This window comes from Streptomyces odontomachi (assembly GCF_024435355.1).
Taxonomy (GTDB): domain Bacteria; phylum Actinomycetota; class Actinomycetes; order Streptomycetales; family Streptomycetaceae; genus Streptomyces; species Streptomyces odontomachi.
Genome location: NZ_JAMJWG010000054.1, coordinates 1 through 16328, shown reverse-complemented (window position 1 = coordinate 16328; position 16328 = coordinate 1). Strand labels below are relative to the sequence as shown.

General features: G+C 69.0%; 10 protein-coding genes and 1 pseudogene. 7 read left to right on the top strand and 4 right to left on the bottom strand.

The annotated features are described in order from the left end of the window. The 3 genes and pseudogenes from NQO67_RS42980 to NQO67_RS42970 form a co-directional block, all read right to left on the bottom strand. The coding region (locus tag NQO67_RS42980; RefSeq protein ID WP_255956091.1) for an RICIN domain-containing protein at positions 1 to 620 on the bottom strand (620 nt) is incomplete at its 3' end. 391 nt (positions 621 to 1011) lie between these two features. Beyond that, positions 1012 to 1728: a glycoside hydrolase family 11 protein gene (locus NQO67_RS42975; RefSeq protein WP_255956090.1), complete on the bottom strand. Its 717-nt coding sequence runs from the start codon at positions 1726 to 1728 to the stop codon at positions 1012 to 1014. 577 nt (positions 1729 to 2305) lie between these two features. Beyond that, positions 2306 to 3223, bottom strand: a pseudogene (locus tag NQO67_RS42970) (CE1 family esterase); the annotation flags it as partial. Between the two features lie 905 nt (positions 3224 to 4128). Between NQO67_RS42970 and NQO67_RS42965 the strand changes: the two are divergent. From NQO67_RS42965 to NQO67_RS42935, 7 genes are all read left to right on the top strand, one after another. Further along, positions 4129 to 5688 (top strand): arabinofuranosidase catalytic domain-containing protein, encoded by a 1560-nt coding sequence (locus tag NQO67_RS42965; RefSeq protein ID WP_374119308.1) that lies wholly within the window; start codon positions 4129 to 4131, stop codon positions 5686 to 5688. 131 nt (positions 5689 to 5819) lie between these two features. Next, on the top strand, positions 5820 to 6971 hold the full coding sequence (locus NQO67_RS42960; protein WP_255956089.1) for a ricin-type beta-trefoil lectin domain protein: 1152 nt from the start codon (positions 5820 to 5822) through the stop codon (positions 6969 to 6971). Positions 6972 to 7071: 100 nt separating this feature from the next. Continuing rightward, a complete protein-coding gene (locus NQO67_RS42955; protein WP_374119307.1) occupies positions 7072 to 8565 on the top strand; it encodes an arabinofuranosidase catalytic domain-containing protein in 1494 nt (497 codons plus the stop codon). Between the two features lie 181 nt (positions 8566 to 8746). Then, complete coding sequence (locus NQO67_RS42950; RefSeq protein WP_255956088.1) at positions 8747 to 10210, top strand: endo-1,4-beta-xylanase; 1464 nt, start codon at positions 8747 to 8749, stop codon at positions 10208 to 10210. A gap of 201 nt (positions 10211 to 10411) precedes the next feature. Then, complete coding sequence (locus NQO67_RS42945; RefSeq protein ID WP_305126976.1) at positions 10412 to 12748, top strand: ricin-type beta-trefoil lectin domain protein; 2337 nt, start codon at positions 10412 to 10414, stop codon at positions 12746 to 12748. A gap of 68 nt (positions 12749 to 12816) precedes the next feature. Beyond that, entirely contained in the window at positions 12817 to 14796 is a 1980-nt protein-coding gene (locus tag NQO67_RS42940) for an alpha-L-fucosidase (RefSeq protein ID WP_255956086.1), read from the top strand. Positions 14797 to 14997: 201 nt separating this feature from the next. After that, positions 14998 to 16050: a LacI family DNA-binding transcriptional regulator gene (locus NQO67_RS42935; protein ID WP_255956084.1), complete on the top strand. Its 1053-nt coding sequence runs from the start codon at positions 14998 to 15000 to the stop codon at positions 16048 to 16050. 125 nt (positions 16051 to 16175) lie between these two features. On the opposite strand, the gene NQO67_RS42930 is transcribed toward NQO67_RS42935, so the two are convergent. Then, on the bottom strand, positions 16176 to 16328 hold a 153-nt coding region (locus NQO67_RS42930), incomplete at its 5' end, for a non-reducing end alpha-L-arabinofuranosidase family hydrolase (RefSeq protein ID WP_255956092.1).

Sequence of the window (16328 nt, the reverse complement as noted above, 5' to 3'; positions counted from 1 at the left end):
TTGGTGAAGTCCTTCAGCGAGACCCACCCGTTCGCGGGCTGCGCCAACGCACCGGTCGACGACCACCGGTACGTCGACGGAAGAGAGCATGTGCCGCCCGGGTCGCCCGGGTCGCCCGAGCCGGACAGGCCGGTCCACTTCTGGTTGCTGCCGCCGTTGCACGTCCAGAGCTCCACCGCCGTGCCGTTGGCCGTGGCGGCGCCCGTCACGTCCAGGCACAGCCCGGACTCCACGCCGACGATCGTGCCGTCGGAGTTCACCCGCCACTGCTGGTTCGCACCGCCGGAACAGGCCCAGATCTGCAACGTGGTACCGGCCGTGGTGGCGTGGTCCGGAACATCAAGGCACTTGTTTCCGTACACGGTCAGTTGGTTGCTGTCCGTCAACGTCCACTGCTGGTTGCTCCCGCCCGAGCAGTCCCAGATTTGCAGGGCCGCGCCGTCCTCCTGGCTGGCGTCCGACACGTCGAGGCACCGGCCGGAACCGGCACCGGTCAGGGTGCCGGTGCTGGCTGCCTGAGCCGGATTGGCGACGAGCATCGCCGCCAGCGCGACCAGGACCGCAACCGCGGAAGTGAGCACCGCAGACAAACGTCTTCGGTTGAAACGTGCTCTGTGCATGGGGACCTCTTGATTCTGGACGTAAGCGATTCCGGTGGGCCCCGTCGGAGGCCCACCGGACTGCCATAGGGGTGTGGTTCGCAACGGCCCGGGGCATCGAGGGTGCCGTTGGCTCGTGTCTGAAATATCGAACGTTGTTCGAATTTCCATCGATGGGTTGGCGCTCGGGGCGGCACTCGGTGGTGGTCGCCCCTTTGACCAGGTGCCGGCGCGCCGGTGGCGTGGCAGCCCTTCGACCCTCGTTGCCGTGCAGGTGGAACGCACCCGGTCAAGTCGCCGTTGACCTGGAGTGCCGCGCCCCGGTCGTGACCGTGGGCGCGGCGGTTACCAAGCCGTCTGGAGCGGTGGGATCGCCGATCCAGGTTGGGGTGCTCTTCCGCTGGGGCGAGAGTTATCCGCTCACGGTGATGCTCGAGCTGCCGCTGCTCTGGTAGCCCTCGGTGGCCATGATCATGTAATAGGCGAAGCTGCCCATGGGCATGCCGTGGCTGGCCCAGGCGTCGAAGTGGTTGCCGGTGGTGATGGTGCCGGAGCTGTTCAGCTGCTTCTGCTGCCGGACGCTCCAGTACTGGTTGAAGGTCTTGGTGCCTTCGACGGACGGGGCGTTGTAGCGGGTGGTCTCGTAGATGTCGTACGTGCCGCCGTCGCTGGAGACGGTGCCCTTGTAGGTGCCCGTGGGTCGGTAGCTGCCCCAGTTGTCGACGATGTAGTACTCCACCAGCGGGTTGGAGGTCCAGCCGTAGAGGGATCCGTATCCGTTGCCCGACGGGTTGAAGTAACCGTTGTAACGGACCGTTCTACGCCCGCCGTTGCTCCATCCCTTGCCGGCGACGAAGTTGCCGCAGTTGCTCCAGTTGGTGCTGTAGCTGCCGCCGCCGTTCAGGTTCATGGAGACGGAGCCGCCGCCATCCGTCCAGAAGGAGTAGTACATGCCGTCGTAGCCGGTCTGGCTGTTGTTGATGGTGCCGTCGGCCGATGCGTGGGCGGTACCGGGCATCAGCAGTCCGCCTGCGGCGCCCAGCGCCAGGGCGCCGGCGCCGCCGAGGAAGCCTCGGCGACCGACCGGGCGAGCGAGGGCACCGTTGATGGGCCTGGGGTTTTCGTTCATGTGCGCTTCCTCTCGTGAAGGCTGACAGGGTCGGGCGCCGTGACGCCGCCCGGAAGGCCTGTCCGTGGCCAGGATGGCGCCGACCCGTATGCGGTACTGCGCGACGCGAAGGCGGGGATTGGTTCGCCGTGCGGCCGACGACCACGCCACTTCGCGCCTTGCTTGTCCGGGTCGACGGGCAACGAGGTCCGTCGACGCCGAAAGATTGGGCCGACCGCATCTGACCTGTCAACGGTTTCGACAAAATATCGAAAGATCGCGGACTGCTCTTGTCTGCCTTCAGGATCACATGATCCCTGTTCACGGCCTCATTGTGGCTGCTCGCACGTGGGGGCGATCCGTGTTGCTGCATCGATCGAGGAAGCGCGTTTGCCAACGTTGTCGAAAGTTTCGAGCGCGCGTTGTTCAGTGACGTGACGGGGTGCCAGAGGCTCATCGTCCGATCGCGCTCGTCTCGGTACCGGGTCAGGTGCCCGAACTCGGGGCCGAAACGGATGTCGCGGGGCCGGGCCGGCATTCCGGCCCGGCCCCGCGATCGGGGCTGTCCGACGATCTAGCGGTCCGTGGACGCAGCCGTGGTGGACGAGTTGAACTGGGTGATGAAGTTCCACACCACGCCCGATGTCCAGGTCTGCCAGCCGCTACCGCCGCTGTCGATGGGACCGGGGTCGTGGCCCCCGTCGAACGCGGCCCAGACGACCGGATGCCCGGCCGTGCACCCCGAGTAGGCGGTGATGATGTGCGTATGGCTGCCGGACGCCGGCTCGGGCGGGTTCTGCGGGGTGCAGCCGTTGTTCCGTACGAACTGGTCGCGCAGCGCCCGTCCCGAGGAGATGGGCAGGACGTTGTCGTTGACGCCGTGCAGCCCCATGTACGCGACGGGCTGAGTGCCGCCGTTGCAGCCGCTCAGGTTCGCGCCGGAGTAGACCGCGACCGCGCGGAAGACCGTCGGCCGGGCGCAGGCCAGCGCGTAGGACATCGCGGCGCCGTAGCTGAAGCCGGCGGAGAACACCTGGCCGGTGTCGACGCACAGGCCGCCCTCGAGCTGCTTGAGCATGTCGTCGACCAGGGTGACGTCCTGCCCGTTGGTGTTGGCCCAGCCGTTGTTGATGCCCTGCGGTGCGACGAAGATGGTCCCGTTGCCGGCGCTGTCCGCCAGCCGCCTGAGGCCGTAGTAGGACCAGTTGTAGCCGTCGGTGCCGCCGGAATCGACGTCGTTGGCGGTGCCCCCGAGCCAGTGCATTCCGAAGACCAGCCGGTAGGGGTGGTTCTGGTCGTAGTTGGCCGGTACCCGCAGGATGTAGCTGCGGGTCTGGCCGCTGCTCGTGATCGTGTGCGTGCCGCTCGTCAGGGTCGGCGCCTTGCCGCAACCTTCCGTGGCTGCGGCGGGAGCGGACCAGGCCGGGGTGGTGAAACCGCTCAGCGAGACACCGAGGGCCGTCAGGACGACCGCCATCGCGGCGAGGACCGATATCAGCGGGGATCTGTTTCTCATAGGCTTCTCTTCCTGTGTGGGGGTGCAGGAGGCCGCGGACGTGGTCGATCGGCCCGGCGGCCTGAGCGAAGCGAGATGCTTCGGGAGATCCGGGGTATCACCGGCGAGGTGCGCCCCGGCCAATGGCGCGGCAACGCCCTTCCCTACCGTGGATCGGGGGGAGCGACTGACGGTCCACCGGCGCGGGGCGACAGCCGAGGGCGCTGCGGTCATACATGAGCGCTAACACTCATGGACATGCCATATCTTAGCCCAGAAGGAAGAGATGGGATGTCTCGTGAGTGATGGCCGCAGCGTGCATCGTGCCGTACGCCCTGTCAACCACTGGCGTTCGCCTCGCCGGCATCCGGCCACTTCCGCTCCGAGGGTCCGGATCCGATGCCACCCGGAGGGGGTTTCCGGGTCCCCGGGGCCGGCGTCCCGCTGGTTCGGCGGCTTCCGGACGAGGGTGCCGCCGATCGCGCCGTGCCGGGTCGGCACGAGGGCGGGGGCTGGCGGAGGAGCGACCGGGGAGACCAGCCCATGAGACCGTCAGCACCGCTGCAAGCTGCGGAAACTGACGCACGGTCGCTTGAGGGACGACGAACGGATGCCGTTCGGGTGCGCACCATCCGGATGCGTGCGCGGGCGGTGGGTTCCCCGCGCGCCCTGCCGAGCTCGGGTCCGTCAACCCGTCCCGGAGTAACGTGGGACGGCACCCCGTCGGCGGCGTGTCGGAACCCGCCGATCGTCGGCGACTCCTGGTGCGAGTCGGCTCCGCACTCTTGACAGAACTGCGGAGCGGAGAGCACCGTCTCCCCTCGAAACCCTCTCAGTAATCCCATTGCTCCACGGCAATCTCCGGTGCGTTCGAGTGTGAACGCTAACAGTGCGGCCCCGGCGGGTCGCGCCGACAGGTATGGGAGATGAGATTGAGATCCAGACGTACGGGACGCCGCCCGCTGGCCCGAGGCCGCGGCGTCCCATGGCTGCTCACTGCGGTGAAGCGTCCGCTTGCGGGTCGCCGCCCTGCGGTGCAGGTGCTGGCCCGGGTGGGCGCGGCGGTCACGCTCGTGGCCGGTGCGCTCATCGGCGCGACCGTCACGGCGGGTACGGCGGGGGCGGCCACGTCCGCGCCCTGCGACATCTACGCGGCGGGCGGGACGGCGTGTGTGGCGGCGCACAGTACGACGCGCGCGCTCTACGCGTCGTACGACGGCCCGCTGTACCAGGTGCGGCGTTCGTCGGACAACGCGACCAAGGACATCGGCCTGTTGAGCACCGGTGGGTACGCCGACGCCTCCGCACAGGACTCGTTCTGCGCGGGGACCACGTGCCTGATCACGGTGATCTACGACCAGTCAGGCCGTAACAACAACCTGACGCAGGCACCTGCCGGTGGTGCGGCAGGCGGTCCGGACAACCTGGCGGTGGCCACGGCCGCACCCACGGTGGTCGACGGCCACAAGGCGTACGGGGTGTACATCCCGCCGGGCACGGGATACCGGAACAACCACACCAACGGGATCGCGACCGGCGACAACCCGGAGGGTATGTACGCGATCTTCGATGGCACGCACTACAACGGCGGCTGCTGCTTCGACTACGGCAACGCCGAGACCGACAGCAACGACGATGGCAACGGCACGATGGAGGCCATCTACTTCGGCAACATCAAGGTCTGGGGCTACGGTGCGGGCAACGGCCCGTGGATCATGGCCGACCTGGAGAACGGCCTGTTCTCCGGCGTCAACCAGCACTACAACGCCGGCGACCCGACCATCAACTACCGCTACACCACCGCCATCATCAAAGGCGGCCCGAACCACTGGGCCATCCGTGGCGGCAACGCCCAGTCCGGCGGCCTGTCCACGTTCTACGACGGCGTCCGCCCCAACGTCTCGGGCTACAACCCGATGCGCAAGCAGGGCGCGATCATCCTCGGTACCGGCGGCGACAACAGCAAGGGAGCGCAGGGCACCTTCTACGAAGGCGTCATGACCTCCGGCTACCCGTCGGACGCCACGGAGAACGCCGTCCAGGCCAACATCACCTCCGTCGGCTACAGCAACTCCTCCGGTGGTGGGGGGACGTCGGGTCCGTTGCACGCGATGGGTGCGGGCAAGTGCCTGGACGTGCCGAACTCCTCCGCCACGGCGGGCACGCAGGTGCAGATCTGGGACTGCAACGGGCAGGCGAACCAGACCTGGACCAGCACCTCGTCGAACGAGCTGACGGTGGTCACCGGCGGCAGTCAGATGTGCCTGGACGCCGACGACAACCAGACCACGGCAGGGACCAAGGTCGAGACGTGGCCGTGCAACGGCGGGGCGAACCAGCAGTGGCAGCTGAACTCCAACGGGACGATCACCGGGATGCAGTCGGGACTGTGCCTGGACGTGACCGGGGCCTCGACGGCCAACGGCGCACTGGCCGAACTGTGGACCTGCAACGGCGGATCCAACCAGCAGTGGACCCTCGGATGACCATGACCCCCTGAGGGCCCACGGTCACGCGGCGCCCGGCCACCCAGTGCCGGGCCGCCGGTTCCCGACCGTGGTGCGGCCGTAGGCCCGTACACCCGACCGCACCGTCCCCCCACCCGTGAGGAACGTTGATGAAGAAGTACCTGGCGCCGCTCGGCGCCGCGCTGTCGGCCGCACTCGGCGTGTGCGCGCTCCTGCCTGCGACGGCGACCGCCGCTCCCGCGAACGGCAGCGGGCCGGCCGTCGCCACCCGGGCCGCGGCCGCGCCCACCGCCTTACGGCTGATGCCCCTGGGCGACTCGATCACCTGGGGTTACGCCAGTCCGTCCGGCAACGGCTACCGCGGCTACCTGTGGGACGATCTGGCGGCGGAGGGACACGCTCCGGACTTCGTCGGCTCGCTCCGCGGCGGCACCATGTCCGACCCGGACAACGAGGGCCATTCCGGCTGGCGCATCGACCAGATCGCCGGCATCGCCGACTCCGCCCTGGCCGCGTACCAGCCCAACGTGGTCACGCTGGAGATCGGCACCAACGACCTGAACGGGAACTACCAGGTCGACACCGCAGCCGACCGGCTCAAGTCGCTCATCGACCAGGTCACCAGGGATGTCCCGGACGCGACCGTCCTGGTCGGCACCCTGATCGTCTCCACCAGCGGCACCGAGGAGGCCAGCCGGCCCGCCTTCAACTCCCGGCTCCCCGGCATCGTCCAGAGCGAGCAGTCCGCGGGCAAGCACGTGAGCCTGGTGGACATGAGCGCGCTGACCACCGCGGACCTGGCGGACTCCCTGCATCCCAACGACAACGGCTACCGCAAGATGGCGGACGCCTTCAATTCCGCGGTCCAGGCCGCGGACGCCGCAGGCTGGATCAAGCCGCCGGCCTCCGCGCCGGCCGGCCAGGTGCGCTCCGGGATCGCGGGGAAGTGCCTGGACGTCAACGGCGGCAACAGCGCCAACGGCACTCCCGTCGACATCTGGACCTGCAACGGCTCGGCCGGGCAGACCTGGTCCGCGCCGTCCGACGGCACCCTGCGGGCGCTCGGGAAGTGCCTGGACGCCACCGCCCGCGGTACCGCCAACGGTACGAAGATCGAGCTCTGGGACTGCAACGGCGGGACCAACCAGCAGTGGCAGCCCCTCAACGGTGGCTACCGCAACCCGACGTCCGGCCGCTGCCTGGACGACCCCAACTCCGCGACCGCCGACGGCACGCAGCTGGTGCTGTGGGACTGCAGCGGTGCGGTCAACCAGCAGTGGACGGCTCCGTCGGCCTCCTGAGTTCCTGACCAGCCCCTGACCAGCCCCTGACCGTACCCGGTGCGCCAGACGGGCCCCGCAACCGGTCCCCCTTCGTCCCCCCAGCCCCGAGGAACAGACAATGCAGCCTTCATCCGCTTCACCCCGCGGTCCCGCAGCCGGCAGATCCCGCCTCCTGGGGGCCGTGATCCTGTCCGTGCTGGTGTTGCTCGCGACCGCTCTGACATGGCCGGCGCCCGCCTCCGCGGAGACCACGCCGCTGGTGGGCTCCGGCTCTGGCCGGTGCCTCGACGTCAAGGGAAACACCGACACGGCGGGCACCGCCCTGGAGCTGTGGGACTGCAACGGCCAGGCGAACCAGGCCTTCGAATTCACCTCGGCCGCCGAACTCAGGACGATGAGCGGCACCCGCTGCGTGGACGCCTCCGCCAGCCAGGCGACCCCCGGAACGCCGGTCGTCATCTCGACCTGCAACGGGCAGCCGAACCAGACATGGCGGCAGAACTCCGACGGGTCGATCACCGGCATCCAGTCCGGCCTGTGCCTGGACGCCGACGAGGGGGGCACGGCCAACGGCACCGCGGTCATCCTGTGGACCTGCAACGGCCAGAGCAACCAGAAGTGGAGCAGCGACCCTCCGACGACGCCTTCCGGGTCGCCGTGTGACATCTACGCGGCCGGCGGCACCCCGTGCGTGGCGGCGCACAGCACCGTCCGTGCGCTGTACGGTTCCTACAGCGGCAAGCTGTACCAGGTCAGGCGCTCCTCCGACAACGCGACCCGGGACGTCGGCGCGCTGGCCGCCGGTGGCCGTGCCGACGCGTCGGCCCAGGACTCCTTCTGCTCGGGCAGCACCTGCGTGATCACCGCCGTCTACGACCAGTCCGGACACGGCAACGACCTGTGGTACCAGGGCTCCTCCCAGGTCCCCGGGTCGAGCCAGAGCAGCCCCGCGAAGGCGACCTCGGAGTCGCTGACGGTCGGCGGCGGCTCGGCGTACTCGCTCTACATCAACCCGGGCAACAGCTACTGGCATGACGGCCACCTCACCGGCGTTCCCACCGGCAGCGCTCCCGAAGGCGCCTACATGGTGACCAGCGGCACCCACGTCAACTCCGGCTGCTGCTTCGACTACGGCAACAGCGAGACGACGAGGAAGGCCGACGCCGCCGGGGCCATGGACGCCATCAACTTCGGCACCGAATGCTGGTTCGGCGGCTGCTCGGGAAGCGGGCCCTGGGTCCAGGCGGACCTCGAGTGGGGCCTGTACTCCGGCGGCAGCCAGTCATGGAACACCGGCCAGCGCGCGTTCAGCAGCAAGTTCGTCACCGCGATGCTGAAGAACAACGGGACGTCGCGATTCGCCCTGAAGGGGGCGAACGCGCAGTCCGGCGGCCTGACGACCATGTGGGACGGCAGCCTGCCCAGCGGATACAGCCCCATGAAGAAGCAGGGCGCCATCGTCCTCGGCAGCGGCGGCGACTGCTGCAAGCCGGACGGGGGAGCCAACCTGAGCGCGGGCACCTTCTACGAAGGGGCCATTGTGGCCGGCTACCCGTCCGACACCACCGACAACGCGGTGCAGGCCGACATCGTCGCCGCCGGCTACCGCTGACTGCGAACCGCCTCCGGGTGGGGGAGTGGCGGCCTCCGGCAAGCCCGGAGCGCCGCCCTGGGGCGTGCCCGCTGCCGCGGGGCGCCCCGGCGGTGGCGCCGGCGCACCGCGACCGCGCTCGCCGGCGCCACCGCAGACGACACCGACATCATGACTTGGGAGGTACCCGATGCCTTCGGGCATGCGCATTTTCCGATCACCACGCCGCCGCCTGGGTGCGCTGACCGTCACGGTGGCCGCGACCACCGCGACGGTGCTGGCCGTGTTCTCGGCCACCCCCGCGCAAGCGGCCACGTCGCTCCGGTCCCTGGCTGAGGCCAAGGGCAAGTACTTCGGCACCGCGCTGACGGACGGTGACCTGAACATCAGCGGAGAGATGGCCATCGCCGGGACCCAGTTCGACATGGTGACTCCCGGCAACGAGATGAAGTGGGACACCACCGAGCCGTCCAACGGGTCCTACAACTTCGGCCCGGGCGACCAGATCGTCAACTGGGCCCAGTCGCACAGCGCCCGGGTACGCGGGCACAACCTGGTCTGGCACGCCCAGCTGCCCGGCTGGGTCAGCAGCCTGCCGCAGAGCCAGGTCCAGGGCGCGATGGAGTCCCACATCACCACGGAGGTCAACCACTACAAGGGCAAGATCTACGCCTGGGACGTGATCAACGAGCCCTTCAACGAGGACGGCAGCCTGCGCCAGGACGCGTTCTACAAGGCGATGGGCACCGGCTACCTGGCCGACGCGATCCGCACCGCGCACAACGCGGACCCGAACGCCAAGCTGTACATCAACGACTACAACATCGAGGGCGAGAACGCCAAGAGCAACGCCCTCTACAGCCTGGCCCAGTCGATGCTCGCCCAGGGTGTGCCCCTGGGAGGCATCGGCCTGGAGGCCCACTTCATCGCCGGCCAGCTCCCCTCGTCGATGCTGGCGAACATGCAGCGCTTCGCCGACCTCGGCCTGGACGTCGCGATCACCGAACTGGACGACCGCATCCAGCTCCCGGCCTCCAGCGCGAGCCTCCAGCAGCAGGCGGCCGACTACACCACCGTGGTCAACGACTGCCTGGCGGTGTCCCGTTGCGTGGGCGTGAGCCAGTGGGGCGTGGACGACGGCCACTCCTGGATCCCCGGCACCTTCCCCGGCTATGGCGCGGCCACCATGTACGACAGCAACTACCAGCCGAAGCCCGCCTACAACGCCGCGGTCACCGCGCTGGGCGGCTCGTCCTCCGGTGGTGGCGGGACATCGGGTCCGTTGCACGCGGTGGGTGCGGGCAAGTGCCTGGACGTGCCGAACTCCTCCGCCACGGCCGGTACGCAGGTGCAGATCTGGGACTGCAACGGGCAGGCGAACCAGACCTGGACCAGCACCTCGTCGAACCAGCTGACGGTGGTCACCGGCGGCAGTCAGATGTGCCTGGACGCCTACAACAACCAGACCACGGCAGGGACCAAGGTCGAGACGTGGTCGTGCAACGGCGGGGCGAACCAGCAGTGGCAGCTGAACTCCAACGGGACGATCACGGGGGTGCAGTCGGGTCTGTGCCTGGAGGTGACCGGGGCCTCGACGTCCAACGGCGCCCTGGCCGAACTGGGCACCTGCAACGGCGGATCCAACCAGAAGTGGACCCTCGGATGACCCCCTGAGGATCCGTGAACTCCTGGCGCCGGGGCGGCACTTCTGCCGTCCCGGCGGCCGAGCCGGCCCCTGCGCCGGCTCCACCTCATGAAATCCGGCGCCACGCTGCGTCTCCCACCTCGCGAAAGGACTCCCGTGCCCATCATCAGCCGGTTGCTCCGGCGTCTGCGAACTTCGACGGCCCTGCTTGCCACCCTCGCCATGGCCGCGGGTGGCCTCGTGACCCTGGCCGCCGAGCCGGCCCACGCCGCCACCTCGATCACCATCAACGGCTCCTCCGGCGGCCGCACGTTCGACGGTGTGGGCGCGATCAGCGGCGGCGGTGGCAACAGCAGGCTCCTGGTCGACTATCCCGAGCCCGAGCGCGGCCAGGTCCTGGACTACCTCTTCAAGCCCGGCTACGGCGCCTCCTTGCAGATCCTCAAGGCCGAGATCGGCGGTGACACGAACTCCACCTCGGGGGCCGAGCCGAGCCACGCGCACACCCGGACGGACCTGAACTGCAACCGGGGTTACGAGTGGTGGCTGATGGAGCAGGCCAAGGCGCGCAACCCGAACATCAAGCTGTACGGCCTCGCATGGGGCGCGCCGGGCTGGATAGGCAACGGCAACTTCTGGTCCAGCGACATGATCGGCTACCTGGTCTCCTGGCTGGGCTGCGCCAAGCAGCACGGGCTGACCATCGACTACCTGGGCGGATGGAACGAGCGCAACTACAACATCTCCTGGTACGAGCAACTGCGCAGCACACTCGACTCCAACGGCTATGGCAGCATCAAGATCGTCGGCGCGGACTCCGACTGGGCCGTGGCCAACGACATCAACTCCAACCCGGCGTTCGCCGCCTCGGTGGACATCATCGGCACCCACTACCCCTGCGGGTACCGGTCGGCCCAGACGAGCTGCACGGTGCCGTCGGCCGCGACGTCGTCCGGAAAGCAGCTGTGGGCCAGTGAGAACGGTTCCGACGACTACAACGGCGGAGCGCCCGCGGTGGCCCGTGGCATCAACCGCGGGTACATCGACGGACGGATGACCGCGTACCTCAACTGGCCCGTGGTCGCCGCGATCACGCCGAACCTGCCGTACCCCACCATGGGGCTCGCCCTGGCCTCGCAGCCGTGGTCCGGCTCGTACGCGATCGGCAAGAACGCCTGGGTGATGGCCCAGACCAGCCAGTTCACCGCTCCGGGCTGGAAGTACCTCGACTCGTCCAGCGGCTACATCGGCGGCAACCGCAACAACGGCAGCTACGTCTCGCTGAAGTCCACGAACGGGTCCGACTACTCCACGGTCATCGAGACCATGGACGCCGGCAGCGCCCAGACGCTGACCTTCAACGTCACCGGCGGACTGTCCACCGGCGCCGTGCACGTCTGGTCGACCGACGTCAACTCCGGCAACCAGGACGACTACTTCGTGCACTCCGACGACATCACCCCGTCCGGCGGCAGCTTCAGCCTGACCGTGCAGCCGCACCGCGTCTACACCGTCACCACCACCACCGGTCAGGGCAAGGGCACCGCCGCCGGCCCCGCCCAGAAAAGCATGAGCCTGCCCTACAGCGACGACTTCGACGGCTACACCGCCGGTGCCGAGGCGAAGTACCTCATGGACTGGCAGGGCGCCTTCGAGATCGCCTCCTGCGGCGGCGGCCGCAGCGGCACGTGCGTGCGGCAGATGAGCCCGCAGAAACCCATCACCTGGGACGCGCTGTCCGATCCGCATGCCCTGCTCGGTGACGTGAGCTGGAGCAACTACACCATCACCTCGGACGTGCTGCTCGAACAGTCGGGATACGCCGAGCTGATCGGCCGTGCCGGCGCACAGGACTACACCAGCACCGGACAGCTGAACGCCTACCACCTGCGGGTCAGCGACAACGGGAACTGGTCGATCCTGAGCTCGCACACCAACGGCAACGTCGCCACGCTGGCCCACGGCACGACCACGGCGCTGGGCACCGGCAAGTGGCACAGCCTGTCGCTCGCCTTCTCCGGCAGCACCATCACCGCCTCGATCGACGGCTCCACGGTCGGTTCGGCCAGCGACTACGGCTTCGCCGGCGGACAGGTCGGCTACGCGACCAGCCAGGGCGAGACGGCGCAGTTCGACAATCTGTCCATCACCCCAGGACAGGGCGGCGGCGGTACGAGCGGCCCGATCACCGGGACCGGCTCCGGCCGCTGCGTGGACGTGCCCAACGAGAGCCAGACCAACGGAACCCAGGTGGACCTGTGGGACTGCAACGGCGGCAGCAACCAGCAGTGGACCAGCACCGAAGCCGGTGAGCTGCGGGTCTACGGCGGCGTCTGCCTGGACGCGGCGGGGCAGGGCACCAGCCCCGGTACCAAGGTCGACATCTACACCTGCAACGGCGGCAGCAACCAGCAGTGGAGCCTCAACGCCGACGGCACGATCACCGGCAAGCAGTCCGGCCTGTGCCTGGACGCCACGGGCAACGGAACGGCCAACGGCACCCTCCTGGAGCTGTGGAACTGCACCGGCGGCAGCAACCAGCAGTGGACGCACTACTGATCCCGACCTCGACCGGGCGGTGCGCCCGAAGCCGACCACTCCCGTCTACCCGCTTGGAGCACCCGCGCATGTCCTCCTCCCATCCGATCAGCCGACGCAGACTGCTGGCCGGGGCCGGTGCGGCCACCGCCTTCGGCCTGATGAGATTCGCCCCCGAGGCCGCCGCGACCGCGGGCCCCGGCAGCTACACCGCCAGCTGGTCCTCCGTCGACCAGCACCCCCCGGCCCCGGCGTGGTTCCAGGACGCCAAGTTCGGCATCTACTACCACTGGGGCGTCTTCAGCGTTCCCGCGTTCGGCAACGAGTGGTACCCGCGCAACATGTACATCGGCGGCTCGGCCGAGAACCAGCACCACATCGCCACCTACGGTGACCCGTCGTCGTGGCCGTACAACAACTTCATCGACGGCGCCCGCGACAAGGCCGGCAACTTCGTGCAGTTCGCGCCCAAGCTGGCCTCGCAGGGCGGCAACTGGGACCCCGATGCCTGGGCGCAGTTGTTCAAGGCGGCGGGAGCCAGGTTCGCCGGCCCGGTGGCCGAGCACCACGACGGCTTCTCCATGTGGAACAGCGCTTCGAACCCGTGGAACTCGGTACGGCACGGCCCCAAGCTCGACCTGGTGGCCCAGCACGCCCAGGCCATCCGCGGCGCGGGTCTGAAGTTCATGGCCTCGCTGCACCACGCCTACCACTTCACCGGCTACTACGACCATGTGCCGTACCAGTCGGACCCGACCCTGCGCGTCCTGTTCGGACAGCAGGGCACGGCGGCGGAGAACCAGCTGTGGTACGACAAGCTGATCGAGGTCGTGGACGGTTACCAGCCCGACCTGATCTGGCAGGACTTCAACCTGGGGCAGGTCCAGGAGTCCGACCGGCTGGCGTTCCTGGCGTACTACTACAACAAGGCCGTCGCCTGGAACAAGGACGTGGTGGCCACCTACAAGGACGGCTTCGACAACAAGGGCGAAGTGTTCGACTTCGAGCGCGGCGGCCCGTCCGACCTGCTCACCCCGTACTGGCTGACGGACGACAGCATCTCCTCGTCCAGCTGGTGCTACACCGCGGGCATCGGCTACTACACGACGCAGGCCCTGCTGCACTCGCTGATCGACCGGACCAGCAAGGGCGGCACCATGCTGCTGAACATCGCCCCCATGGCCGACGGGACCATTCCCTCCGGGCAGCAGACGATCCTGCGCGGGATGGGTGACTGGCTCGGCCGGTTCGGAGAGGCCGTCTACGGGACCCGCAGCTGGACCAGCTACGGGGAGGGCCCGACCGCGATGGGCGGCGGCTCGTTCAGCGGCCCGGTGGCCGGCGTCGCACGGGACGTGCGGTTCACCCGCACCCAGGACGACAAGGTGCTCTACGCCACCGCACTGGGCTGGCAGGGCGCCACCATGACCATCACGACGCTGAACTCGAACCGGTTCAGCATCAGCAGCCTGACGAGCGCACAGCTGCTGGACAACACCGCAGGCAGCTACATCGACCTGCCGGCGCCCACCCAGGACGGCTCCGGCCTGCACCTGACCATGCCCTCCTCCAACGCGCCGTTCAGCGCCCTGGCCTACACGGTCAAGCTCACCTTCTCCGGCCAGATCCCCGCACTGGGCAGCCCGGGCGGCTCCACCGCATGGGTGAAGATCGCCAACGTGACCAGCGGGCTGGCGCTGGACAGCGGCGGCGACGTCGCCTCCGGCTCCAACCTCAAGCAGTGGAGCTACGACGGGAGCGGCAACCTCCAGTGGCAGCTGGTGGACCTCGGCAACGGGTACTACCGCATCGTCAACCGCACCAACGGCATGGTGGCCGACAGCTGGGGCGACTCCAGCAACGGCGCCCCGGCCCGGCAGTCGGCGTGGAACGGCGGCAACAACCAGCAGTGGTCCCTCACCAGCGTCGGCAACAACCGCTACCAGATCGTCAACCGCGGCACCGGCACCGCCCTCGACGGCGCCGGCAGCACCACGTCCGGCGCCACCGCGGTGATGTGGTCGCCGAACTCCAGCACCAACAACGAGTGGACCGTCAGCGGCGTGTGACCTCCCCCCGGCGGGGCAGGGTCTCGGCTGCCGTCGCCCTGCCCCGGCCGGTCTGCCGCCCGGGGCAGGATGCGGGAACGTGGCGACCGCATGCGCCGGCAAGGACGGAGCTGGGCCGAAAGGCGCCGCCCGTTCGCGTGGGGGGCTTTGACTTCGAGGTGTGTGAGCGCTAACAATGCTGCTGACACTGATCGGAGTCGTATGTCGCAGAGGGCTGGAGCCCACCGGGCCCCCACGATGACGGATGTCGCCCGGCGCGCCGGTGTGTCACACCAGACCGTGTCGCGGGTGCTCAGCAACCATCCCAACGTACGCGACACGACGCGGGCGGACGTGTTGCAGGCGATCGAGGAACTCGGCTACCGCCGGAACTCCTCGGCGCGGGCTCTGGTGACTCGGCGGACCCTGACCCTTGGCGTCGTGGCGTGCAATCCGACCCTGTTCGGGCCGGCGAGCATGCTGTTCGGGCTGGAGGAGGCCGCGCGCGACGAGGGGTACATGGTCTCTTCGGTCACGCTGCGGCACTACACGGCCAAGGCGCTGTCCGATGCGATCGACCATCTCAGCGACTGGGGGGTGGAGGGCATCGTGGTGATCGTTCCGCACCGCGCCGCGGTCGCGGCGCTCGCCGAGCTGCGGCTGCCCGTCCCGGTCGTGACCGTGGAGGGCGGCCATTCGCTGCCGATACCGGGCGTGTCCGTGGACCAGGACCTGGGAGCCCGCCTGGCGACCGGCCATCTGCTGGGCGCGGGTCACCGTACGGTGTGGCATGTGGCGGGCCCGTCGGACTGGCTGGAGGCCGAGGCCCGGGTGCGGGGCTGGCGCGAGACGCTGGAGGAGGCGGGCGCCGAGGTGCCGCCGTCGCTGGTGGGGGACTGGACGCCCCTGTCGGGCTACCGGGCCGGCCAGGAGCTGGCCGGGCGGGTGGCCGCGCGCGGGGCACGGCGCCGCTCTCCCGACGTGACCGCCGTCTTCGTGGCCAACGACCCGATGGCGCTCGGCGTGCTGCGGGCGTTCCGGGAGGCGGGCCTGGCGGTGCCGGGGCAGGTGGCCATCGCGGGCTTCGACGACATCCCGGAGGCGGAGTTCTTCGCGCCGCCGCTGACCACCGTGCGGCAGGACTTCGCGGCGGTCGGCCAGGCCAGCATCCGCTTGCTGGTCAGCAGGATCGAGTCCGGCAGCGTATTTCCGGACGACGAGCGCGTGGTGATCGAGCCGCGGCTGATAGTCCGCAGCAGCAGCACCCCCACCTGACCCGTTACGCTCCGATGCGGACGTTCCGGTGAACGGTCGGTCGGCACCCACGAGGAAGTTCGCCAGGGGAGGAGCCCCAGCCGGTGCACGGCTGGAGCTCCTCGAGCCGGTGAGCGCCGGACAGGTCAGTGCTGGAGGGTGAGGACGCCCGGCCGCCAGGGCAGGTTGTTGTAGTCGCCGCCCGCATTGGGGTCCTTGCCCTGGTAGAGGAATTGCAGGTTGCAGGGGTCGATGGTCATGGTCTGGTCGGGGTTGTTGCGGACCAGGTCGCCGTGGCT

Bases quoted from the DNA above. Each gene is read 5' to 3' on its own strand.
- NQO67_RS42960 (WP_255956089.1), top strand. From the start codon at position 5,820: ATGAAGAAGTACCTGGCGCCGCTCGGCGCCGCGCTGTCGGCCGCACTC.
- NQO67_RS42955 (WP_374119307.1), top strand. From the start codon at position 7,072: ATGCAGCCTTCATCCGCTTCACCCCGCGGTCCCGCAGCCGGCAGATCC.
- NQO67_RS42935 (WP_255956084.1), top strand. From the start codon at position 14,998: ATGTCGCAGAGGGCTGGAGCCCACCGGGCCCCCACGATGACGGATGTC.
- NQO67_RS42945 (WP_305126976.1), top strand. From the start codon at position 10,412: ATGGCCGCGGGTGGCCTCGTGACCCTGGCCGCCGAGCCGGCCCACGCC.
- NQO67_RS42950 (WP_255956088.1), top strand. From the start codon at position 8,747: ATGCGCATTTTCCGATCACCACGCCGCCGCCTGGGTGCGCTGACCGTC.
- NQO67_RS42965 (WP_374119308.1), top strand. From the start codon at position 4,129: ATGAGATTGAGATCCAGACGTACGGGACGCCGCCCGCTGGCCCGAGGC.
- NQO67_RS42940 (WP_255956086.1), top strand. From the start codon at position 12,817: ATGTCCTCCTCCCATCCGATCAGCCGACGCAGACTGCTGGCCGGGGCC.
- NQO67_RS42975 (WP_255956090.1), bottom strand. From the start codon at position 1,728: ATGAACGAAAACCCCAGGCCCATCAACGGTGCCCTCGCTCGCCCGGTC.